The 19,484-nt window shown below is 70.1% G+C and carries 18 protein-coding genes; 17 read left to right on the forward strand and 1 reads right to left on the reverse strand.

Features of this window, described 5'->3' with window-relative positions; all coding sequences use genetic code 11:
- Positions 1 to 194: 194 nt before the first annotated feature.
- The 16 genes from HMPREF9058_RS02500 (at position 195) to HMPREF9058_RS02575 (ending at position 16,560) form a co-directional block, all read left to right on the forward strand.
- Entirely contained in the window at positions 195 to 857 is a 663-nt protein-coding gene (locus tag HMPREF9058_RS02500) for a 2'-5' RNA ligase family protein (RefSeq protein WP_009405987.1), read from the forward strand.
- The gene (locus tag HMPREF9058_RS02505; RefSeq protein WP_009747495.1) at positions 854 to 1,876 is read left to right on the forward strand and encodes a YihY/virulence factor BrkB family protein; all 1,023 of its coding nucleotides are present in this window, start codon (positions 854 to 856) and stop codon (positions 1,874 to 1,876) included. The genes HMPREF9058_RS02500 and HMPREF9058_RS02505 overlap by 4 nt, the downstream gene beginning before the upstream one ends.
- A gap of 80 nt (positions 1,877 to 1,956) precedes the next feature.
- Entirely contained in the window at positions 1,957 to 3,165 is a 1,209-nt protein-coding gene (locus HMPREF9058_RS02510) for a mannose-1-phosphate guanylyltransferase (RefSeq protein ID WP_050798008.1), read from the forward strand.
- 238 nt (positions 3,166 to 3,403) lie between these two features.
- Entirely contained in the window at positions 3,404 to 4,504 is a 1,101-nt protein-coding gene (locus tag HMPREF9058_RS02515) for a BMP family protein (RefSeq protein WP_009406014.1), read from the forward strand.
- Between the two features lie 57 nt (positions 4,505 to 4,561).
- On the forward strand, positions 4,562 to 6,091 hold the full coding sequence (locus HMPREF9058_RS02520) for an ABC transporter ATP-binding protein (RefSeq protein ID WP_009747489.1): 1,530 nt from the start codon (positions 4,562 to 4,564) through the stop codon (positions 6,089 to 6,091).
- On the forward strand, positions 6,088 to 7,407 hold the full coding sequence (locus HMPREF9058_RS02525; RefSeq protein WP_009405996.1) for an ABC transporter permease: 1,320 nt from the start codon (positions 6,088 to 6,090) through the stop codon (positions 7,405 to 7,407). Before HMPREF9058_RS02520 ends, HMPREF9058_RS02525 begins: the two co-directional genes overlap by 4 nt.
- A gap of 3 nt (positions 7,408 to 7,410) precedes the next feature.
- Positions 7,411 to 8,703, forward strand: a complete 1,293-nt coding sequence (locus tag HMPREF9058_RS02530) for an ABC transporter permease (protein WP_009747322.1) — start codon at positions 7,411 to 7,413, stop codon at positions 8,701 to 8,703.
- A complete protein-coding gene (locus tag HMPREF9058_RS02535) occupies positions 8,700 to 9,134 on the forward strand; it encodes a cytidine deaminase (RefSeq protein WP_009405778.1) in 435 nt (144 codons plus the stop codon). Before HMPREF9058_RS02530 ends, HMPREF9058_RS02535 begins: the two co-directional genes overlap by 4 nt.
- 24 nt (positions 9,135 to 9,158) lie before the next feature.
- Positions 9,159 to 10,517 carry a thymidine phosphorylase gene (locus HMPREF9058_RS02540; protein WP_217491278.1) on the forward strand — a complete coding sequence of 453 codons (1,359 nt, stop codon included), beginning with the start codon at positions 9,159 to 9,161 and terminating at the stop codon, positions 10,515 to 10,517.
- On the forward strand, positions 10,514 to 11,323 hold the full coding sequence (locus HMPREF9058_RS02545; protein WP_009405573.1) for a hypothetical protein: 810 nt from the start codon (positions 10,514 to 10,516) through the stop codon (positions 11,321 to 11,323). Before HMPREF9058_RS02540 ends, HMPREF9058_RS02545 begins: the two co-directional genes overlap by 4 nt.
- 62 nt (positions 11,324 to 11,385) lie before the next feature.
- Positions 11,386 to 11,703: a VOC family protein gene (locus HMPREF9058_RS02550; RefSeq protein ID WP_254654038.1), complete on the forward strand. Its 318-nt coding sequence runs from the start codon at positions 11,386 to 11,388 to the stop codon at positions 11,701 to 11,703.
- Positions 11,704 to 11,789: 86 nt separating this feature from the next.
- On the forward strand, positions 11,790 to 12,443 hold the full coding sequence (deoC, locus tag HMPREF9058_RS02555; protein WP_009406194.1) for a deoxyribose-phosphate aldolase: 654 nt from the start codon (positions 11,790 to 11,792) through the stop codon (positions 12,441 to 12,443).
- Between the two features lie 154 nt (positions 12,444 to 12,597).
- Complete coding sequence (locus HMPREF9058_RS02560) at positions 12,598 to 13,782, forward strand: metal ABC transporter substrate-binding protein (RefSeq protein ID WP_009747391.1); 1,185 nt, start codon at positions 12,598 to 12,600, stop codon at positions 13,780 to 13,782.
- Between the two features lie 38 nt (positions 13,783 to 13,820).
- The gene (locus tag HMPREF9058_RS02565) at positions 13,821 to 14,618 is read left to right on the forward strand and encodes a metal ABC transporter ATP-binding protein (protein WP_139018965.1); all 798 of its coding nucleotides are present in this window, start codon (positions 13,821 to 13,823) and stop codon (positions 14,616 to 14,618) included.
- The gene (locus HMPREF9058_RS02570; protein ID WP_009406079.1) at positions 14,615 to 15,673 is read left to right on the forward strand and encodes a metal ABC transporter permease; all 1,059 of its coding nucleotides are present in this window, start codon (positions 14,615 to 14,617) and stop codon (positions 15,671 to 15,673) included. Before HMPREF9058_RS02565 ends, HMPREF9058_RS02570 begins: the two co-directional genes overlap by 4 nt.
- Positions 15,670 to 16,560 carry a metal ABC transporter permease gene (locus HMPREF9058_RS02575; protein WP_009747370.1) on the forward strand — a complete coding sequence of 297 codons (891 nt, stop codon included), beginning with the start codon at positions 15,670 to 15,672 and terminating at the stop codon, positions 16,558 to 16,560. Before HMPREF9058_RS02570 ends, HMPREF9058_RS02575 begins: the two co-directional genes overlap by 4 nt.
- 69 nt (positions 16,561 to 16,629) lie before the next feature.
- On the opposite strand, the gene HMPREF9058_RS02580 is transcribed toward HMPREF9058_RS02575, so the two are convergent.
- A complete protein-coding gene (locus HMPREF9058_RS02580; RefSeq protein WP_043537588.1) occupies positions 16,630 to 18,369 on the reverse strand; it encodes a phospho-sugar mutase in 1,740 nt (579 codons plus the stop codon).
- 300 nt (positions 18,370 to 18,669) lie between these two features.
- On the opposite strand from HMPREF9058_RS02580, the gene HMPREF9058_RS02585 reads away from it, so the two are divergent.
- Positions 18,670 to 19,425, forward strand: coding sequence for a TIGR00730 family Rossman fold protein (locus HMPREF9058_RS02585; RefSeq protein ID WP_043537589.1), 756 nt, complete (start codon positions 18,670 to 18,672; stop codon positions 19,423 to 19,425).
- Positions 19,426 to 19,484: the final 59 nt, after the last annotated feature.

The raw sequence follows: 19,484 nt of genomic DNA on the forward strand, positions 1-19,484 counted from the left end.
GCGGCGGCGGTGGCGGCCGTTCCACCCGTTCGGTCGGTCATGGCACACTTATCCCGCTCGTGCCGCGCTCCCGGCTGGGATAACGGGGGTGTGACACGGTAATGTGTTCGGGTCGCCCTCAGGGCATCCGTTCGTCCAGACGCCGACACCTCATCAACCCGGTCAACCAGTCATCCCGTAGGAGCCCAGGAGTCATGCAGATCCCCGCACCAGGCGCGCACCAGTGCGTCATCGGTGTGGCCATCGCCCTGCCCTCCCACTACGCCGCCCAGGTCCGTGCGGTGCGGGAGGCCGCCGGGGATCCTCTGGCCGAGGTCGTGCCGCCCCACATCACGCTGCTGCCGCCCACGGCCGTCGACCTCGACTCCCTCGACGAGGTCATGCGCCACCTGCGCAACGTGGCTGCTGGGACGAACCCCTTCGAGGTGCGGCTCGACGAGGTCGGCACCTTCCGGCCCGTCAGCCCCGTGGTCTACCTCGGGCTGCGCAGCGGCGCCGAGGAGTGCGACCGTCTTCAAGTGCGGGTGCGCGACCGGCGGGGACCCCTGGCCCGTCCGCTCAGCTTCCCCTTCCACCCGCACGTGACCCTGGCTCACGAGGTTGCTGAGGACGGCCTCGACACCGCGGCGAGGAAGGGCGAGGATCTGACCATGGACTTCACCGTCACTGAGCTTCATCTCTACCGACACCGCAGTCGGTCCGCCGGCCACGGCGGTGGCCGGTGCTCGGCTTCGGAAGGGGGCTGGGACGTGGTGGCCGCCTTCGCCTTCGGGGGCTCCCTGGCCCCTGACGCCTCCGCCGACACTGCTGTGCCCGCAGTGTCGGTGCCCCCGACGACTCCGGCGGTGTCGGTGTGATCGAGCGTGTCAAGGAACTGCTGGAGGCCGGGCGGCGCACGCGGGTCGGCCGGGCCCTGATCCGCTACGGCACGGCGCGAGGCGCGCTCATGGCCGGAGGAATCGCCTACACGGGCATGTTCTCGGTCTTCGCCGTCCTCGTCATCGGCGTGAGCATGCTCATGGCGATGCTCGGTCAGCACCCCACCATCCGGGCCGCCGTCGTGGACTCCATCAACTCGCTGCTGCCCGGTGTCATCGACACCGGCAACGGCAAGGGGCTGGTCTTGGTCGAGCAGCTGACCCTTCCCTCGGCGCTCAACCTGGGATCGGTGCTGGCGGCCGGGGCCTTCATCTACTCCGTCATCAGCCTCATGGGCACTCTCAAGATCGCCTTGCGGGCCATGTTCGGGCTGGTCAATCCCGTCATGAGGCCGGTGGTCGGGCAGCTGGCGAATCTCGCGGGCTTCCTGGTCATCGTGGCCGGAGTGCTGGTGACCGCCGTGGCCTCGGTGGTGACGACGACACTGTCGGGCAGTGTCGGTCGCTCCCTGGGCCTGCCGCAGTCGCTGACCGGAACCGGGGCGTGGGTGATGACGCTCCTGCTCTCCTTCCTCATCGACACCGGTGTCCTGGCGCTCCTCATCACCATTTGTGGCATCCGCCCGCCCCGACGCGACCTGCTGCAGGGCTGCATGCTGGGCGCCTTCGCCCTGGGCGTGCTGCGGCAGGTGGGGACCGGGGCGGTCGGCTCGGTGACGCGCAACCCGCTGCTGGCCTCCTTCGCGGCCATAGCCGTCCTCATTCTGTGGCTGCACCTGACCAGCCGCGTCGTGCTGCTCGTGGCGGCCTGGATGGCCAACCCGCCGCTGCCCCGCGACGTCGACCATCCCAACGAGGTCCACGCCCACGAGCGCCCCAACTACGTGACGCTCTCCGTGCCCGAGACCCTGGCCTGGCCCCGCCAGTCCATCACCGGCAGCCTCGAGGCGGACCCGACGGCGCACCCCGACTACATCCCCCCGGTGCCGATCCCCTGAAGGCCGGGTCTAGTACTGCTTTGAGTCCGACCTGGTGAACAGACAGTCGACCGGGACGATAGCCTGTGGCGGTGACTGAGATTTCTGGCAACCCTGGCAAGTCCGATCGCGCCGTACAGCCCGACAGCTCGGCGCCGGCCATTCACGCCATCATTCCCGCAGGCGGTGCGGGCACCCGGCTGTGGCCGCTCAGCCGACGCCACCGCCCCAAGTTCCTCCTCGACCTCACCGGGGCCGGCCGCAGCCTCCTGCAGGACACCGTTGAGCGCCTGGCTCCACTGACCGCCACCACCACGGTCGTCACCGGCGTCGCCCACATCGCCGCCGTGGCCGACCAGCTCCCGAGCATCCCGCGCGACAACCTCCTGGCCGAGCCCTCCCCGCGCGACTCCATGGCGGCCATCGGCCTGGCCGCCGCCGTCATCGCCCACCGCCACGGGCGAGACGCCGTCGTCGGCTCCTTCGCCGCCGACCACACCGTGGCCGACCGGGCCGCCTTCGCCGACGCCGTCCGCCAGGCCGCCCGCCTGGCCGAGCAGGGCTGGGTGGTCACCATCGGGATCGAGGCCACCGGCCCCTCGACCGCCTTCGGCTACATCCACGCCGGCGACCCCACCGACGTGCCCGGGGCCCCCGACGGACGCCGGGTCCTGGGCTTCACCGAGAAGCCCGACGCCAACACCGCCGCCGCCTACCTGGCCACCGGCGACTACCGCTGGAACGCAGGCATGTTCGTGGTCCGCGCCGGCGTCCTCCTGGACCACCTCGCCGAGCTCAGGCCCCAGCTGGCCCAGGGCATCGAGGCCATCGCCGCCGTCTGGGACGCCCCCGAGCGCGAGGAGGTCCTGGCCGAGCGCTGGCCCGCCCTGGAGAAGATCGCCATCGACCACGCCATCGCCGAGCCGGTGGCCGCCGCCGGAGGAGTGGCCACTGTGCCGGTCTCCATGGGCTGGAACGACGTCGGCGGATTCGACGCCCTGACCGACCTCGTCCCGCCGCGCACCGAGGGTCCGGCCACCGGTGCCGGAGTGCTCGACGACACCGACGGGTCTACTGGCGCCGCCGGCGACGCCGCCCCCGCGAACCCCCGCGCAGAGATCCGGGCCCTCGACTCCGACGGCGCCCTCATCGCCGCCACCTCCGGACGCACGGTGGTGCTCCTGGGGGTGCCGGGCACCGTCGTCGTCGATACTCCCGACGCCCTCCTGGTCACCACCCCCGAGTACGCCCAGGACGTCAAGAGCGTCGTCGACGCCCTCAAGGCGGCTGGCCGAGAGGACCTGCTCTAGCCGAACCACTGCACCGCGGGCGCAGCAGCCGTCGAAGTCGCTGGGGCCGCTGGAACCGCTGAGGTCTTGAGGGCCCGGCGCCGGAAGAAGACAGCCCTCCGGTGCCGGGCTCCTCATTGAAACCACGACGATCACGAGGCCATCCCGGTGGAACGGATGGTGTGAGAATGAGAGGTTCTCGCCTATCCTTGACACTCGAATGTGTCCCCCGTCGCACGCGAGAACCACGGAGGTTTCCATGAAGAAGGCCTGCTCCGCGATGACGCTCGGCGCGGCCGTGGCCCTGGCCCTGGCCGCCTGCGGGACGCCACCGGCCCAGCGGCCCGCCCGCAACCTGGAGGGCGCCAAGAACTTCACCGCCTGCATGCTCTCCGACGAGGGCGGATTCGACGACCACTCCTTCAACGAGTCCGGCAAGAAGGGCCTGGACCGGGCCGGCAAGGAGCTGGGAGTCAAGACCATCGCCGTGCAGTCGGAGAACTCGGCCGACTACGCCACCAACATCTACGCGCTCATCCAGCAGAACTGCAAGCTCGTCATCGGCGTCGGCTTCAACATCGCCGCCGACCTGACCGAGTCGGCCAAGGCCAACCCCGACATCCAGTTCGCCCTCATCGACGCCTCCTTCATCGGCGCCGACGGCAAGCCCGCCACCCTGCCCAACACCAAGCCGCTGCTGTTCAAGACGGCCGAGGCCGCCTACCTGGCCGGGTACGCCGCCGCCGGCACCTCCCGCACCGGGGTCGTGGGTACCTACGGCGGCAAGCCCCTGCCCACCGTCCAGATCTTCATGGACGGCTTCGCCAAGGGCGTGGCCCGCTACAACCAGGACACCGGCGCCCAGGTCCAGGTCAAGGGCTGGGACACCACCACCGGCAAGGGCGGCTCCTTCGTCGGCAACTTCACCGACGCCGCCAAGGGCCAGGCCATCACCGAGCAGTTCATCTCCCAGGGCGCGGACATCATCATGCCGGTGGCCGGCCCCGTCGGCCAGGGCACGCTGTCCTCCGTGCGCCAGAAGAACGACGCCGGGGGCACCAACGCCGTCATCTGGGTCGACTCCGACGGCTACACCTCCTCCGGTGACGGCAGCATCATCATGACCTCCGTGGTCAAGGAGATCGGCAACTCGGTCTTCGACACCGTCAAGAACGCCTCCGAGGGGAGATTCTCCTCCGAGCCCTACATCGGAACCCTCAAGAACAACGGGGTGGCCGCCGCACCCTTCCACGACTTCGACTCCCGGGTGCCGGCGCCGGTCAAGGCCAGGCTCGAGGAGCTGCGAGCCCAGATCATCGACGGGTCCCTCGACGTCTCCACCCCCTACGACCCCTCCTGACCGCCCGGCCGGGGCCGGCGCCCCGAGCCTCCACCGCCACCCGGAAGCGAGTCTGTTGTGAAGCTTGAGCTGCGCGGGATCACGAAGGCCTTCGGGCCGCTCGTGGCCAACGACCACATCGACTTAACCGTCGAACCCGGCCAGATCCACGCCCTCCTGGGCGAGAACGGCGCGGGCAAGTCCACGCTCATGAACGTCCTCTACGGCCTCCACCAGCCCGACGCCGGAGAGATCCTCATCGACGACGAGCCCGTCGCCTTCTCCGGGCCGGGCGACGCCGTGGCCGCCGGTATCGGCATGGTCCACCAGCACTTCATGCTCGTGCCCGTCTTCACCGTGGCCGAGTCCGTCGCCCTGGGCTACGAGCCGGTCGGGTCGCTGGGGCTCATCAACACCGGCGCCGCCGCCGCCAAGGTCACCGAGATCTCCCGCCGCTTCGGCTTCGACGTCGACCCCCACGCCCTCATCGAGGACCTGCCCGTGGGCGTCCAGCAGCGCGTGGAGATCATCAAGGCCCTGGCCAGAGACGCCAAGGTCCTCATCCTCGACGAGCCCACCGCCGTGCTCACCCCGCAGGAGACAGACGAGCTCATCACCATCATGCGCGAGCTCAAGGCCTCGGGCACCTCCATCGTCTTCATCACCCACAAGCTGCGCGAGATCCGCGAGGTCGCCGACACCATCACCGTCATCCGCCGCGGCCGCGTCGTCGGCACCGCCGAGCCCACCGCCTCGGCCGCCGAGCTCGCCGGCCTCATGGTCGGCCACGACGTCTCCCTGACCGTCGACAAGCCCCCGGCCGACCCCGGGGACGACGGGCTCGCCCTGGAGGGCATCAGCCTCATCGAGGACGGCACCACCCTGCTTGAGGACATCGACCTGCACGTGCGCGCCGGCGAGATCCTCGCCATCGCCGGCGTCCAGGGCAACGGTCAGACCGAGCTGAGCGAGGTCATCCTCGGGCTACGGCCGCCCACCACCGGCTCCATCGCCTTCGACGGCCAGGACGTCACCCGCCACACGGTGCGCCGCCGCCTGCGAGCCGGACTGGGCTTCGTGCCCGAGGACCGCACCACCGACGGCATGGTCGCCGAGCTCTCCGTCGCCGAGAACATGGTCCTGGACCGCTACGATGACCCCTCCCTGGGGCGGGGCCCGTCACTGTCCCCGACGCGCGTGCGCCACGCCGCCCACCGGATGCGCGAGGAGTTCGACGTGCGCGTCACCGACGTCGACGACGCCATCTCCACCCTCTCGGGAGGCAACCAGCAGAAGGCCATCCTCGCCCGCGAGCTCTCCCGGCCCCTCAAGGTCCTCGTCGCCTCCCAGCCCACCCGCGGCCTGGACGTGGGCTCCATCGAGTTCGTCCACCAGCGCATCGTCGCCGAGCGCGACACCGGCACCGCCGTCCTCATCATCTCCTCCGAGCTCGACGAGATCTACGCCCTGGCCGATCGGATCGCCGTCATGTACCGCGGACGGATCGTCGGCACCGTCCCGGCCGACACCGCCCGCGACGCCCTGGGCCTCATGATGGCCGGCACCCCCGCCGAGCAGGCCCTCGACCCTCAGGAGCAGACACGATGAGCACCCCCACCACCGGCTCCAGCACCGAAGCGACCCCGACGGCCCCGCCTGAGGACCGCCCCGAGGAGCAGACCGAGCACGGCCCGAGCGGCCAGGCCGCCCTGCTGCGGCAGGTCGCCTCCTCACCGGCCGTCGTCGGGCTGCTCGCGGTCCTGACCGCCCTGATCCTCAGCTCGATCCTCATCCTCGCGGCCGACTCCGAGGTGCGCTACACCGCCACCTACCTGCTCAACCGCCCCGGCGACTTCCTCCACGCCACCGCCTCCACCCTGAGCGAGGCCTACAGCTCCCTGCTGCGCGGCGCCCTCTTCGACTGGCGCGCCACCACGGGCGTGCGCATGATCCGCCCCATCACCGACACCCTGACCAACGCCACCCCGCTCATCATCGCCGGGCTCGGCATGGCGGTGGCCTTCCGTGCCGGCCTGTTCAACATCGGCGGCCAGGGGCAGATGATCCTCGGGGCGATCACCGCCTGCTACGTGGGCATCGCCTGGAACCTGCCCCCGGTGGCCCACCTGCTCGTCGCCGTCGTCGGGGCGGCCCTGGGAGGACTGGTGTGGGGCGGCATCGCCGGCGTCCTCAAGGCCCGCACCGGCGCCAACGAGGTGATCGTGACGATCATGCTCAACTCCATCGCCGCCCACCTGCTGTCCCAGGTGCTCAGCCTCAAGGCCTTCAACGGGGAGGGGGAGACCGGCAACCGCAAGTCCCTGACCGTGGCGGATGCCGCCCAGTACCCCTCACTTGCCGGCGACTCCTTCCGCCTCCACACCGGCTTCCTCCTGGCCCTGCTGGTCGCCGTGGCCGTGTGGTGGCTCATGGAGCGCTCCCGCCTCGGCTTCCAGCTGCGGGCCACCGGCCTCAACGCCGACGCCGCCCGCACCGCAGGCATGAGCGTGCCCTGGGTGACGAGCCTGGTCATGATGATCTCCGGCGCCCTGTGCGGGCTGGCCGCCACCGCGCCGGTCCTGGGCACCCAGAAGAGCATGGACGAGTCCGTCGTGGGCACCATCGGCTTCGACGCCATCACGGTAGCGCTCCTGGGCCGCTCCCGTCCCGTGGGGACCGTGCTGGCCGGCCTGCTCTTCGGGGCGCTGCGCGCCGGGGGCACCGCCATGCAGGCCGCCCCGGGCACCCACATCAAGATCGTCCTGGTCCTGCAGTCCACGATCGTGCTGTTCATCGCCGCGCCGCCCCTGATCCGGGCCATCTTCCGGCTCCCGGAGCGCCGCGACTCCCTCGGCGGCACCGCCCCGTCCCCCGCCTCAGTGCCGGCCGCAGCCCCGGCCGCTCCCGCCGCGAAGGAGGCCTGAGCCATGAGCGCATCAACCGCTTCTGCCGACTCTCACGCCGCGACCGCACCGGATGCCTCCGCGCCCGCGACGGCGGCGCCCATGGATCTGAAAATCCCGATCACTGGCGTCGTCGTGCTCCTCCTGCAGGGGCTCATGGCTCTGGGGGCCCGCGGCTCGACGACCTTCGACCTGACCGCCTCCTCCGACCTCTTCCGGCTCGGGGCCCCCGAGCTCAACGCGCGCCTGGTCATCCTCGCCGCCGCAGGGATCGTCGCGGCGTCCACCGCCGTCGCCTTCGACCGCTCCCGGCGCCGCAGCAGGATCCCCACCTGGGCCGCCGTCCTCATCGGCGTCGGATTCGTCCTGGCCTTCCTGGCCTGGGCCGGGGCCGGAAGCCGCGGCGTCATCCCCCTGGTGACCATCCTGTCCTCCGCGCTGGGACTGAGCGTCCCCCTCGTCTACGGCTCACTGGCCGGGATCATCGGGGAGCGCTCGGGCACCATCAACATCGCCATCGAGGGCCAGCTCCTGGGCGGGGCCTTCCTGGGGGCCGTCGTCGCCTCGGCCTGCTCCAACCCCTGGGTGGGGATCCTGGCCGCCCCCGTGGCCGGAATCCTCGTGGCCCTCCTCCTGGCCCTGTTCGGCCTGCGCTACCGGGTCAACCAGATCGTCGTCGGCGTCGTCCTCAACGTCCTGGTCTCCGGGCTCACCGGCTTCCTGTTCTCCACCTTCCTGTCCTCCAGCCCCAGCCTCAACCGGGCCCTGCGCCTGCCCACCCTGGCGGTGCCGCTGCTGTCCCGGATCCCGATCATCGGGCCGGTCCTCTTCCGCCAGACGATCCTCGTCTACCTCATGTACGCGGCCGTGGCGGCCCTGTCCGTCATGCTGTTCCGCTCCCGGTGGGGGCTGAGGCTGCGGGCCTGCGGTGAGCACCCCAAGGCCGCCGACACCGTCGGCATCAACGTCATGCGCACCCGCGTGGCCAACCTGGCCCTGGCCGGGGCGCTCGCGGGACTGGGAGGGGCCTTCTTCACCGTCGGCTCGGGCCTGTCCTTCGAGAACGACATGACCGCCGGCAACGGCTACATCGCCCTGGCCGCCATGATCCTGGGCGCCTGGCGGCCCCTGGGCTCCCTGGGGGCGGCCCTGCTCTTCGGCTTCGCCACCTCCGTGGCCCAGACCCTGCCGGTCATCGGCAGCTCGGTCTCACCGGACATCATCTCCATGATCCCCTACATCGTCACGATCCTGGCGGTGGCCGGGTTCGTGGGCAAGGTGCGTGCCCCGGCCGCCGAGGGGGTGCCCTACCCGTGAGCAGCATCGTGCCCACCGAACTGACCGACGCCCACTGGCGGGCCCTGCACGAGCTCGCCCTGGAGGCCATGACCCACGCCTACGCCCCCTACTCCCGCTTCAAGGTCGGCGCCGCCGCCCTGGTCGACGACGGCCGACTCGTCTCGGGATGCAACGTGGAGAACGCCGGCTACGGCGTCACCCTGTGCGCCGAGTGCGGCCTCGTCTCCGAGCTCACCCGCACCGGAGGAGGGCGCCTGGTCGCCTTCTCCTGCGTGGACGCCCACGGCCGGGCCCTGGCACCGTGCGGGCGCTGCCGCCAGCTCCTGAGCGAGCACGCCGCCGACGGTATGGTGCTGGCCATGCCCTCGGGGATGATGAGCATCGACGAGGTCCTGCCCGACCGCTTTACCGCCGACGACGTCGAACGCGTCGTCGGCCCGCAGAGCTGAGGGCCGGCTGACCAGCAGCCACAGATGAAGGAGAACCCCGTGACCGTCCCCGCCACGCCCTCCGTCGAGCCCTTCGACGCCGTCGACGTCATCGCCGCCAAGCGCGACGGCGCCGCCCTGACCGACGCCCAGATCGACTGGGTCGTGGAGGCCTACACCCGCGGCGCCGTCGCCGAGGAGCAGATGAGCGCCCTGGCCATGGCCATCTACCTGCGCGGCATGAGCCGGGCCGAGATCGCCCGCTGGACCGACGCCATGATCGCCTCCGGGAAGCGCATGGACTTCTCCGGCCTGACCCGCCCCACAGCGGACAAGCACTCCACCGGGGGAGTGGGGGACAAGATCACCCTGCCGCTGGCACCGCTCGTGGCCGTCTTCGGCGTGAGCGTCCCCCAGCTGTCCGGACGCGGGCTCGGGCACACCGGCGGGACCCTGGACAAGCTGGAGTCCATCCCCGGTTGGCGGGCCGACCTCAGCAATGAGGAGATCCTGGCGATGCTCGACGCCGACGGACCCGGCGCCGTCATCTGCGCCGCCGGGGCGGGCCTGGCCCCCGCCGACAAGCGCCTCTACGCCCTGCGTGACATCACCGCCACCGTCTCCTGCGTCCCCCTCATCGCCTCTTCGATCATGTCCAAGAAGATCGCCGAGGGCACCGGAGCCCTCGTCCTGGACGTCAAGGTCGGCTCGGGCGCCTTCATGAAGGAGCTCGGCCAGGCTCGCGAGCTCGCCTCCACCATGGTGGCCCTGGGTACCGACGCCGGAGTGACCACCCGCGCCCTGCTCACCGACATGTCCACCCCGCTCGGACGCACCGCAGGCAACGCCCTCGAGGTCGCCGAGTCCCTTGAGGTGCTCGCCGGTGGGGGACCGGCCGACGTCGTCGACCTCACCGTGGCCCTGGCCCTGGAGATGTGCGCCGCCGCCGGCAGACCCGTGGAGGAGGACGAGGCCCGTGCCGCCTTGGCCGACGGACGGGCCATGGACATCTGGCGCGACATGATCTCCCGCCAGGGCGGGGACCCGGACGCACCTCTGCCCCTCGCCCCGGAGACCGAGACGGTCACCGCCCCGGCCGACGGGGTCCTCACCACCTTGGATGCCCTCGCGGTCGGGGTGGCCGCCTGGCGCCTCGGGGCCGGGCGGGCCCGTAAGGAGGACCCTGTCCAGGCCGTCGCCGGCGTCACTATGCACGCCAAACCGGGCGACGAGGTGCGCGCCGGCCAACCGTTGCTCACCCTGCACACCGCCACCCCCGAGCGCTTCACCCGCGCCCGGGAGGCGCTCGCCGGCGGCATCGTCATCTCCCAGGCCCGCTCCCAGGAAGCGGCCGACGCCGTGGCCCGCCGGGAGCGCGGCGTCATCCTGGAGCGCATCGGATGACCGCGTCCCGGCCGGTGGACCCCGCCATCGTCGCCCGAGCCGTCAACTCCCGGCTGCGAGTGGGCCGCCTCACCCAGGCGGGCCAGGCCATCACCCTGACCCAGACCGACGCCACCACCTGCGGACCCACCTGCCTCCTGGCCGCCCGCCTGCTCCTGCAACCCGGCGAGCGCGCAGCGGTGACGGACGACCTCGCCCAGGAGATGACCGCCTCGCCACCCGGCCGAGAGGGCAAACAGCTGGTCTCCGTCCTGTCCCGCCACCAGGTGCGGATCCAGCGGGCCATGAATGTCCGCGGCCTGGGGGTCCTGCCCTGGCCGAAGGCGCTGGGTTCCACGCCCTGGTCCGTGGCCCGGCAGATGACCGAGATCGTGCGCACCTGCACGCTGGGCGGAGGGCGTCGTCGTTACACGGTGAGGTGGGTGAGCGACCACGGCCCCGCTTGGGGCAGTGAGGTCGCCTCGATCCGCGAGGTGCTGGCAGGCGGACTCCCGGTCATCCTGGTCTCCGGCGGCCCGCTCGTCCTCGATACCCTCGCCGAGGGCGAGCCCACGGCGAGGGCGAGGCTGCGTGCGTCCCTGGCACGCACCCCGGCCGTGCCCCGCCACTACGTCCTGGCCCTGCCCTGGCGGACCATCGGGCAGGAGGACCCCGGTGAGGGGAGCGCACATGTCTACGAGCCCTCCAGCGGCGCCGTGCGCCCCCTCGACCTGACCGTCCCGCGCGATCCGCACCGCCCCGGCCCTCGCGAGCTCGGCAACTGGCCCCGCGTCCTCGCCGTCATCGCGCCCGAAAACAATCCATGACGAGTACAAGTTGTGTGGGAGTGATATCCATGTCGACACGGAGAGCCATGCCACTCATCACTGTGCGCGATCTTGATGCTGCCATTGAAGCGTATCGTCGCCTCACCGGGATGGAGGTGGTCATGAATCATGGCTGGATCGCCACCCTGTCCCCGCCAGGGGATCGTTCCATCCAAATCAGTTTGATCGCCTCGGATCCCACTGCTCGGGTCAACCCGGCGGTCTCCATCGAGGTGGATGATCTGGATGATGCCTACCGGATCGCTCGGGAGAACGGCTGGGAGATCGTGCATGACCTCGCTGTGGAGGAGTGGGGAGTGCGTCGTTTCTTCTTCCGGGATGCGGACGGAAACATCGTGAACGTCCTGTCTCATCTGTGATTCCAGCACTGAAGGTGCATCGCGTGGTGCTTTGCCGCATGAGGCGGGTCGGTCCATGATGGATGAACTCTCGTGAAAGGATCCCCATGACCACGCGCGACCGGATCGCCCGCCTCATCGACCACACCCTCCTCAAGCCCGAGGCCACTGTCGCCCAGGTCGACGCGCTCATCGCCGAGGCCGCGGACCTGGGTACCTACAGCGTGTGCGTCTCCCCGAGCCTCCTGCCGCTGGAGGTGCCTGACGCACTGCACGTGGCCACCGTCTGCGGCTTCCCCTCCGGCGCCCACGCCACCTCCGTCAAGGCCGCCGAGGCCGCCGACGCCCTGGCCAAAGGCGCCGAGGAGATCGACATGGTCGTCAACCTCCGCCTCGTCAAGGAAGGTCACATCGACGCCGTCGAGGCCGATATCCGCGGCGTGCGCGAGGCCTGCCGGGGCGCCGTCCTCAAGGTCATCATCGAGTCCGCCGCCCTCACCGATGAGGAGATCGTCTCCACCTGCCGCGCCGCCGAGGCCGCCGGGGCCGACTTCGTCAAGACCTCCACCGGCTTCCACCCCGCCGGCGGCGCCTCCACCCACGCCGTCGCCCTCATGCGCGCCACGGTGGGAGAGCGCCTCGGCGTCAAGGCCTCCGGTGGCATCCGCACCGCCGCCGACGCCCTGGCCATGGTCGAGGCCGGCGCCAGCCGCCTGGGCCTGTCCGCCAGCGCCGCCGTCCTGGAGGGGCTGAACGACTGAAGGCGCCAGCACGTCACCGCACCTCACGGACGGGCCCGGCATAGCAGCCGGGCCCGTCGTCGTCCCCTTCGGTATGCAGCAGGAAGGATCGCCTCAACTTGCCAAGTTTCGGGTCTCCGAAACTATACTCGGCTCTATGAGAACCATCCCCAGTATGAGTCGCCGCAGCGCTGCGGCGCTTGCCTGCCTCGCCCTGTCCGCTCCTGCCCTGGCTGCCTGTGGTCACAGCTCGACCTCGGCCGACGCCGCGGGAACGGTCAAGGCGGTCGCCTCCACGACGCAGATCTGCGACTACATCACCCAGCTCGCCAGCGGCGACGCCTCCAGTGATCTCTCCTTCGACCGCACCGGCGCGGACGGCAAGACCCAGCACTTCGGAGCCGACGCAGCCAAGGCCAAGTCCCACCTCACGCTCACCTGCCTGCTGGCCCCCAACGCCTCAGCGCATGAGCACGACATGACCACGGCCCAGTCCAAGGCCCTGTCCGAGGCGGATCTCTTCTTCGTCTCCGGCGTCGACCTGGAGCACTTCCTGGACTCCGCCGTCGACTCCAGCGGCTTCAAGGGCACCATGGTGGTGACCTCCGGGGTCGCCGGGGCCGCCGACGTCGATGACCTGGCCGCCCAGAAGAAGAAGGAGGAGGCCAAGCCCTACAAGGTCGACCGGGGCAGCGCCAAGGTCGAGGTCGCCAAGTGGCCCTTCCCGCCGGAGGAGGGCGAGAGCGAGCCCGAGTTCCGCTTCGACCCGCACGTGTGGACCTCACCGAAGAACGCGATCGTCCAGGTCACCAACATCGGTGCCGCCCTGGAGAAGGCCGCCCCCGACCAGGCCGGCGTCTTCCGCAGCCACGTGGACGCCTACGTCGCCAAGCTCAAGAAGCTCGACGAGTGGGCCGCCAGCTCGCTCAACTCGGTTCCCCAGGAAAAGCGGGTCCTGTTCACCAGCCACGACGCATTCGGCTACTTCAGCAAGGAGTTCGACGTGAAGTTCGAGGGGGCCGCCCTGTCCGACTTCAACGCCCAGCAGGACGCCACCGCAGACAAGATCCAGCAGACCGCGGACAAGGTCAAGTCCTCCGGAGCCGTGGCCATCTTCGCTGAGAACTCCAACAACCCCAAGTCCATCCAGAAGGTCGCCGAGGTCGCCGGAGTCAAGGCGGTCATCGGTGATGAGGCCCTCTACGGCGACTCCCTGGGGACCCCCGGATCCGACGGCGAGACCTACATCGGCTCCATCCTCCACAACGTCTCCAACCTCACCAAGGCCTGGGGCGGCACGGTCACCGAGATTCCTGCCGACCTCGCCCAGTGGAGCCCCAAGGCCTCCGACGTCAAGTGAGGAACCGTATGACAGACCCCCGTGATCGCACTCCCGCGATGACCTCCCCGACCACCCTGACCGCTGCTGCCGAACCGGTCGTCACCCTGGAGGACGCCTCCTTCTCCTACGGCTCCTCCACCGTGCTCACCGGTGTCACCGGTCGGGTCCCGGCCGGGCAGGCCCTCGCCCTCGTGGGTCCCAACGGCTCGGGCAAGACGACACTCATGCGGGCACTGCTCGGCATGGTGACCGTCAGCAGGGGCCGGGTGCGTGTCAACGGGGCGGCACCGGGCAGAGCGCCACGGGGGTCCGTCGGATACGTTCCTCAGCTCAGCGACCTCGACCCCACCTTCCCCGTCACCGTGCGGGAGGTGGTCCAGATGGGCATGTACTCCCAGCTCGGCATCCTGCGGCGCCCCGGCGCCGAGGCCCGTCGTCGGGCGCTGGAGGCCCTTGACAGCGTGGGTCTGGCCGACCGCGCCGACAGGCGCTTCGGCACCCTGTCCGGCGGCCAGCAGCAGCGCGTCCTCGTGGCGCGCTGCGTGGCCGCCCGGCCCCGCCTCATCCTCCTCGATGAGCCCTTCAACGGCCTGGACCAGCCCAACCGGGACGCCCTGCTGTCCATCATCACTGACCTCAAGGACCAGGGCATCTCCCTGGTCATCTCCACCCACGACCTCGTTCTGGCCCAGGAGACCTGCGAGCAGGCGGCCCTCCTGGCCGGACGGCAGATCGCCTTCGGACCGCGCGACGACGTGCTCGTGGCCCGCTACATCGACGAGGCCTACGGCGGCCACGGCACCACCCGGCTGCTGGGGCTCCGTTCCGGCGCGGGCACGCAGGAGCCGTCATGAGTGAGGCGATGAGGCTCTTCAGCCAGGCCCTCGAGCAGCTGCGCCTGGCGGCCCTCAACATCCCCGGGCTCACCGATCTGGCGACGTACCCCTTCCTCTTCCGCCCCCTGGTGATGGTGGTGCTTCTGGGCGTCGTCGCAGGCGTCATCGGTGTCATCGTCAACCTGCGCAGCGCCGAGTTCAGCGCCGAGGCCATGGTCCACGCCGTCTTCCCCGGGATCGTCGCCGGCGCCGTCTACTGGGGGATCGACGCAATCATCCCGGCGGCCTCCGTTGTCGCCGTCGCCGCGGCCGTGGTGCTGACCATCGTCTCGCACCGTTCGCATCGGGGGGAGGCCTCCGAGGCCGGCACCGCCGTCGTCCTCACCAGCTTCTTCTCCGTTGGGCTCATCCTGTCCCTGGCCAAGGGCGACATGTCCGGCCAGCTCGAGGCCCTCATGTTCGGCCGCCTCCTGGAGGTCACTGATGCGCGCCTCGCCCAGGCGCTCATCGTGTGCGCCGTCGCACTGCTGCTCATTGCGGCGACCTGGAAGGAGCAGGTCGCCTACGCCTTCGACCGCACCGGCGCCCGCGCCTCCGGGCTGAGGCTGCTCGCACTCGACCTGATCCTCAACACCGCCATCGCTGCCGCGGTCGTTTCCGCCTCGACGGCGGTGGGGATCCTCCTGGTCATCGGCTACCTCGTCATCCCCGGTGCGACGGCGCGCGTTCTTGCCTCCCGGGTACGCACCATGGTCCTGGTCGCCATCGCCGTGGGTGTGGGCGGGGGATACCTGGGCATGCTGCTCATGGCCCTGCCCAGGACCTCCGACAAGCCGATCTCACCGCAGGCCACCGTGGCCCTGGTGATGACCGGGATCCTCCTGATCGCCGTCGGCGTCTCAACCGCGCGCGAAAGGCTGCGCGGGCCGGCTCGGCGGGCCGGCTCGGTGCAGTCCGCGGCAGCTGCGTCGACCTCGACGACGGTAGGTGCGCCGGCCAGTGCCGATCCCATCGGGGGACCGGAGGACTCGGCGAGAGGCGTGACCCCGACGGCCAAGAGGAGCCGGGTATGAGAATCGGGTTCGACATCCTCCTGCTGCCCATCATCGAGGTCCTTCTCATGGGGCTCCTGGCCGGGCTCGTGGGGGCGCTCGCGCTGGTCCATCGCCGGATCTTCTTCACCGAGTCACTCACCCACGCGACCTTCCCCGGAGCGATCGTCGGCGTGGTCGCAGCCGCCTGGTTCGCGCGGGCGATCCTCGGCCAGCGCGCCGACTTCACCCTCCTGTCCGCGCTGGTGCTGGTGGGAGCCGCCCTCATGTGCCTGCCGATGATCTGGCTCATGCGACGACTGTCCCAGGTCCCCGGGATCTCCTCCCAGTCTGCCGCCGGCGTTGTCCTCACCTTCGGATTCGCCCTGGGCTACTTCCTCAACAAGTGGTTCGCCCCGCTGCCGATCAAGGTGGACTCCTTCCTGGCCGGTTCCGTGCTCAACGTCAACCGCGTCGACGTCATTGCCGTCGGCGCCGTCCTGGCGCTGACGGTCCTCGTGCTCGCGGTGGCCGGGCGGTTCCTCACCTTCTACAGCTTCGACCCGCTGGGATACCGCGCCAGCGGTCTGAAACCCGCCTGGGCCGAGGGGACCGTCATGGTCATGATCACCCTGACCATCGTGATGCTCGTTCCCGCCGTCGGCACGATTCTGCCCATCGCCCTCATCGCCGCGCCCGCGGCCGCGCTGGCGCCGTGGACACGCACCATGCGGCACCTGCTGATCGGCGCCCCGATTCTCGGTGCGGCGACGTCCCTGGCCGGGCTGTTGATCGCAGTGCAGCTGAGCCTGTCCGCCGGCGGAGTCATCGCCGTGGCCTGTGGAGTGGTCTACCTGGTCTCAGCCCTGCTCCACTCGGCCGCGATGAGCGGAGCCCGAGCGCGGGTGCCGCTGCCACACCGGGGCTGAGCCCGCGCCGATCCTGCGTGGGCGCTCCCGGCGACGTTGAAGCGAGGTCTGCGGTGGTTTAGCCCGGCTTCAGGCGGCGATCCCCAGAATGCCGCGCAGGTCGGCCTTGATGGCCTCCAGGCGTTCAGCGGCCGCCTCGCGCACCTGCGCCACCGGAGTGTCATTCGTCGGCAGAATCACTTCGCAGTAGCACTTGAGCTTGGGCTCGGTTCCCGAGGGGCGCACGACCACTCGGTCATCCGAGGCCGTCACCCACACCAGGCCGTTCGTGGGGGGAAGGGTACCGCCGTTGCCGTCCGAGACGCCGTCGAGCAGATCCACGGTCGTGGTGACCGGGGAACCGGCGAGCTTGGCCGGCGCCCCGCCCGAACGCAGACGCTCCATGGTGCTGGTGATGATCTCGAGGTCCTCGACCCGCATGCTCAACGGGCTCGTGGCGTGCAGACCGTGGTCACGCGCGAGCCGGTTGAGCAGATCCTGCAGGGTCCGGCCCTGCTGCTTGAGCACGGAGGTCAGCACCGCCAGCCGCACCGAGGCGGAGATGCCGTCCTTGTCCCGCACCGCGGCGGGATCGACGCAGTAGCCCAGGGCCTCCTCGTAGCCGAAGACCAGGCCCGGCTCCCGGCTGATCCACTTGAAGCCCGTCAGCGTGCGGCGGAAGCCCAAGCCGTGGGACTGGGCGATCCGGCGCAGCAGGCGGGAGGAGACCACGGAGCAGGCCAGGACCCCGTTGCCCGCGAAGGCAGCCAGCTCGGCGGCCTGCTCACCCAGGAGCGCGCCGACCTCATCGCCCGTCAGCTGACGCCAGCCGCCGGGAGCATCCTCGTCCGGGATGGCGGCGGAGCAACGATCCGCATCGGGATCGTTGGCGATCACCAGGTCCGCCTCGACCTGCCGGGCCTTGTCCAGCGCCAGGTCGAGCGCCCCGGGCTCCTCCGGGTTGGGGAAGGCGACCGTCGGGAAGTCTGGATCCGGCTCGAACTGCTCAGCCACCTCGACGACGTCGGTGAACCCGGCTCGCGCGAGCACCTCCCGGCACGTGGCCCCACCCACGCCGTGCATCGCCGTCAGCACGATCTTCACCGGGGCGGGGGCCGTCATCCGAGCCGCCTGAGCGGCCCGCTCGATGTACTCCTCCCGGATCTCCGGGTCGACCGTCTCCCAGCCCGACTGCGGGCGGGGTACGGAGCTGACCGGGCCGACGGCGTCGATCGCCGCAGCGATCTGGCTGTCATAGGGGGGAACGATCTGGGCTCCCTGACCTGAGTCGGTCACGGCCCGCCCGCCCAGGTAGACCTTGTAGCCGTTGTCCTGCGGAGGGTTGTGCGAGGCCGTCACCATGACGCCGGCGTCGGCCTCCAGGCGCCGCAGCGCGAAGGCGAGTACCGGGGTCGGGCAGTGCGACTCGAAGAGAATGGCCCGACCGCCCGCGCCGGTAACGACCGCGGCCGTATCGAGGGCGAACTGCTCGGAGTTGTGGCGGGCGTCGTAGCCGATGACGACGCTGAAGTCCTCACCGAGACGGTCCTTGAGGTAAGCGGACAACCCCGCCGCGGCGCGGATGACGACGACCCGGTTCATCCGGTTGGGGCCCCCGCCCAGACGACCTCGCAGGCCGGCCGTGCCGAAGGCGAGGGTGCCGCTGAAGGCGTCGCTGAGTGCCCTGCGAGCCGCCTGGGCCTGCTCGCCATGAGAACGGGCGGCGCTCAGCAGCTCAGTGAGCTCGGCGCGGGTGACGGGGTCCGGATCGTCCTGGATCCACGCGTCCACGGCAACGTCGTCGTACACATCTTCAGGGCCTCGGGTCATATCTGCGACGGTACCGCGCGATAACTTCTGGAAACGCTCACAATGACGCTCCTCACTGGTGTTTCCAAACACAAGGAGAATTCAGTCACCAGGGCGACGGAGAGCCCTTGAAGATAAGATGTCTTGAATTAAATTGGCGGTATAATTCGGGTTTGTTTTGAGAGTTCTGAGAGATGAGGTGCTGGTGAGAAAGGTGTGGGTGGCGGGGATGAATTTCTGGGACTTTTGTCCCTCATGTGTCCTCTTCTTCTGCGCACTGAATACGTCGCCGTCTCGGCGGGATTAGGGGATCATGGCCGCATGAGTACACGCCAGTCCTACCGCAAGGGACCAGTGGTGCTGCGCGGCACCCAGATCCCTACCCAGACCACCGACGCGCGACTGCTGAGCAGTGACGCCGACGCCGACTGGCTCCACGCCGACCCGTGGCGGGTCATGCGCATCCAGGCGGAGTTCGTCGAGGGCTTCGGGGCCCTGGCGGAGCTGGGGCCGGCCATCAGCGTCTTCGGCTCAGCCCGCACCAAGCCCGAGGACACCACCTATCGAGTGGCCATGGAGGTGGGGGCGGGGCTGGCGCGCGCCGGCTACGCCGTCATCACCGGAGGCGGTCCGGGCATGATGGAGGCCGCCAACCGCGGCTGCCACGAGGCCGGTGGCACCTCAGTGGGGCTGGGTATCGAGCTGCCCCACGAGCAGGGTATGAACGAGTACGTCGACCTCGGGGTCAACTTCCGCTACTTCTTCGCCCGCAAGACCATGTTCGTCAAGTACTCCGACGGATTCGTCGTCATGCCCGGCGGGATGGGGACCCTCGACGAGCTCTTCGAGGCGCTCACCCTGGTCCAGACTCAGAAGATCTCCTCCTTCCCCATCGTCCTGGTGGACAGCGGCTACTGGGGCGGGCTGCTGGATTGGCTGCGCACCACGATGATCGGGCGCGGCATGATCTCGGCGACCGATCCCAACCTGCTGCACGTCGTCGATGACGCCGAGGCGGCCGTGGACTACGTGGTCAGCGCGGCTCGCCGGCTGCGCAACAGCCGGGCGGGGGCGTGAATCGCGTCATGGCGGGCCCGTCCTCGAACGTTGCACCTTGAATGTCGTAGAATATGACA

This window comes from Actinomyces sp. oral taxon 175 str. F0384 (assembly GCF_000223355.1).
Taxonomy (GTDB): Bacteria; Actinomycetota; Actinomycetes; order Actinomycetales; family Actinomycetaceae; genus Actinomyces; species Actinomyces oris.